The organism is Marinobacter sp. UBA2498, assembly GCF_002341575.1.
GTDB classification, from domain to species: Bacteria; Pseudomonadota; Gammaproteobacteria; order Pseudomonadales; family Oleiphilaceae; genus Marinobacter; species Marinobacter manganoxydans.
Genome location: NZ_DDOI01000089.1, coordinates 40,784 through 43,242 on the forward strand (window position 1 = coordinate 40,784; position 2,459 = coordinate 43,242).

Genomic DNA, 2,459 nt, shown 5'->3' on the forward strand with positions numbered 1-2,459 from the left:
AGGACGAACTGCTGAACGTACCTGCAGATGCGTCGGTGGAACTGTCGCCCAAGACGGGCGATTCAGCCAGCCGGAGCAACCCGCAAGCCAATGTGGTGCCCTTGACCAGCGAGTTGATTGAGCAGATCGCCCGTTCCGCAGTCAAAACTCACATCAACAACCGCCTCCACGAACTGCTCAGTTCCCTCTTTGACGAGCAGTTCGATCACCTGAAGCGGGCTCTGGATGAATCCCGAAGCAAACAGGACGCGGTGATTGAGGAACGCCTGAACGCCGTCACCGAAATGGTCGACGAACGGACCAAAAATCTGCGGGACGAAGTTGCCGCGGAGGTCAACCTGAACCTTGGCAGCGAACTTGCCGTGCTCAAGAAGGAGCTGAAAAAGAATTCCGGCTTCACGAGCGAGCATATGGCCGAGCTGAAAGATCACATCACGAGTGTGCAGACGATTGATACCGAGTTCTGGCAAACCCTTCAGTCCGAGGCTATTCAGCAAGCCCACGAGATCTCGAGGGAAACCGCTGAAGACATAGCCCAGCGCACAATCGACCTTTTTGTTGCGCAGCAGCGCTCGGCATCGTCCCGGGTCTACACCATTGGTCTTGCCATAAGTCTCGGCATCTTCAGCGTCGGGATTGCCTGGCTGTCTGGCCTGTTCGGTTGAGCAGGGTCCTGATCCTGTGCCAGTCTGCCGGGGTGTCCACATCATCGTGGATCCCCGGAATATCTACCCGGGTTGCACGCACCTCTGCGAGCAGTCGCCCGGCGCCCCTATCCCCCTCCAGATCCAACACCAGCGGCCAGAGCCATCTGGGTAAATAGGCGGGCACACCCGGCCGGCCACCGTAATCTGCAGCGATGGGCTGTTCCGGTACACAGCGGGCCGCCTTGCCAAAGGCCTCGAGGGCGTTCAGATCCAGTAACGGCTGGTCCGCCACCAGAACAAATACGCCCTTTACCGCTGGCCCCAGGCTGCGAAGTCCCGCTGACAGAGATGCCGAGATGCCCTCCTGCCAATCCGGCGCCCGCAACCAGGAAGAAGGTTGCCTCCGACAACGAAAGCGTATGAGCGGGTACCAGGCCCCACACACCACTCGAACTTCCGGGCTGAGGATTCGGCCTTGGGCAATGGCGGCGTCCAACAATGTGCGGTTACGGCAGTCCGTGTCTGTCCCGTCACCAGAAGCCAGCGGCAGGAGGGCTTTCGGCCGACCGAGGCGGCTCGAGGCACCGGCCGCCAGTATCAGTACCGGAAATTGCTGATCAATGTGCGAGTCGAGGTTTAAAATGATGAGTCCGATAGCAAAAAGAAATGAAGCAGTGGCCAACCGCCAGACTGCTGTATTCGGTGATTTTTGCTAGAATTCGGCCATCAATCAACCACACCCGCCTGGAAATTTGATGAACCATCTGTTTGTAGACAACCTGACCGTTATCGATTTTGCCTACCTGGACCCGACCCGTGGGCTGGTGGGTGAAAGCTGGATTGCGGATGTGGTGCTTGGCGGGGAGCTGGACGAACAGGGCATGGTGTTCGACTTCAGTAACGTAAAACGCACCATCAAGCGGGTGATCGATGAGCGTGTTGACCATCGTCTGGTGATTCCCCGCGGCTACCAGGGGCTGTCCTGGAGTGAGGAGCAGCCAGACACTTTTACCTGGGCTCTCACGGACGGCAGCCAGATCATTCACCGCTCACCGGACGAGGCCATTGTCTGGTTGTCCGCCGACCGGGTTGTGCCCTCGGCCGTGGCCTCTTTGCTGGAACAGGAAATAAAGGCCGTGCTTCCGGCCAACGTGATTTCCGTGGAGATCAATCTCCGGGAAGAGGAAATCGATGGTGCTTACTACCACTATGTCCACGGCCTTAAGAAACACCTGGGCAACTGCCAGCGCATCGCCCACGGCCATCGATCACCGATTCGTATCGACCGGAACGGCCACCGCGATTACGATCTGGAGCGCCGCTGGGCCAAGCTCTGGCGGGATATCTACGTGGGGTCCGAGGAGGATGTGGTGCGTCGCCATGTTGGCGAAGACGGCGTTCGCTATGTGACCTTCGAATACGAGGCCAACCAGGGCGAGTTTGCACTGACCCTGCCAGAGGATCGCGTGTACATGCTGGATACCGACACCACGGTGGAGCTGATTGCCGCCCACATGGCCGACAAGCTCAAGGTGGAGTTCGCGACAGACACCATCCGGGTGAAGGCTTATGAGGGTGTTGGGAAGGGTGCCATTGCCGAGCGCTGAATAAATCCGGGGTCAGATGGAAATTTCATTTGACCCCATTGTTGTCTGACCCGACATTCAGACACAAAAAAACCGCCAGAAGGCGGTTTTTTTGATGGCTTCCCGGTGGACTAAACCGTCAAGCCGTATTGGCGTCCCCTAGGGGGTTCGAACCCCTGTTGCCGCCGTGAAAGGGCGGAGTCCTAGGCCACTAGACGAAGGGGAC

Annotated in this window: 2 protein-coding genes, 1 tRNA gene and 1 pseudogene; 2 read left to right on the forward strand and 2 right to left on the reverse strand. The window is 58.3% G+C overall.

Annotated elements, in window-relative coordinates; genetic code table 11:
- Positions 1-665, forward strand: a pseudogene (locus tag B2W52_RS12515) (response regulator); the annotation flags it as partial.
- Here B2W52_RS12515 and B2W52_RS12520 read toward each other — a convergent pair.
- On the reverse strand, positions 625-1,329 hold the full coding sequence (locus B2W52_RS12520; RefSeq protein WP_008175034.1) for a nucleotidyltransferase family protein: 705 nt from the start codon (positions 1,327-1,329) through the stop codon (positions 625-627). The pseudogene B2W52_RS12515 and the gene B2W52_RS12520 sit on opposite strands and share 41 nt — an antisense overlap.
- A gap of 73 nt (positions 1,330-1,402) precedes the next feature.
- Between B2W52_RS12520 and B2W52_RS12525 the strand changes: the two genes are divergently transcribed.
- Positions 1,403-2,254 carry a 6-carboxytetrahydropterin synthase gene (locus B2W52_RS12525; RefSeq protein ID WP_092029916.1) on the forward strand — a complete coding sequence of 284 codons (852 nt, stop codon included), beginning with the start codon at positions 1,403-1,405 and terminating at the stop codon, positions 2,252-2,254.
- Positions 2,255-2,383: 129 nt separating this feature from the next.
- On the opposite strand, the gene B2W52_RS12530 is transcribed toward B2W52_RS12525, so the two are convergent.
- Positions 2,384-2,459, reverse strand: a tRNA-Glu gene (locus B2W52_RS12530).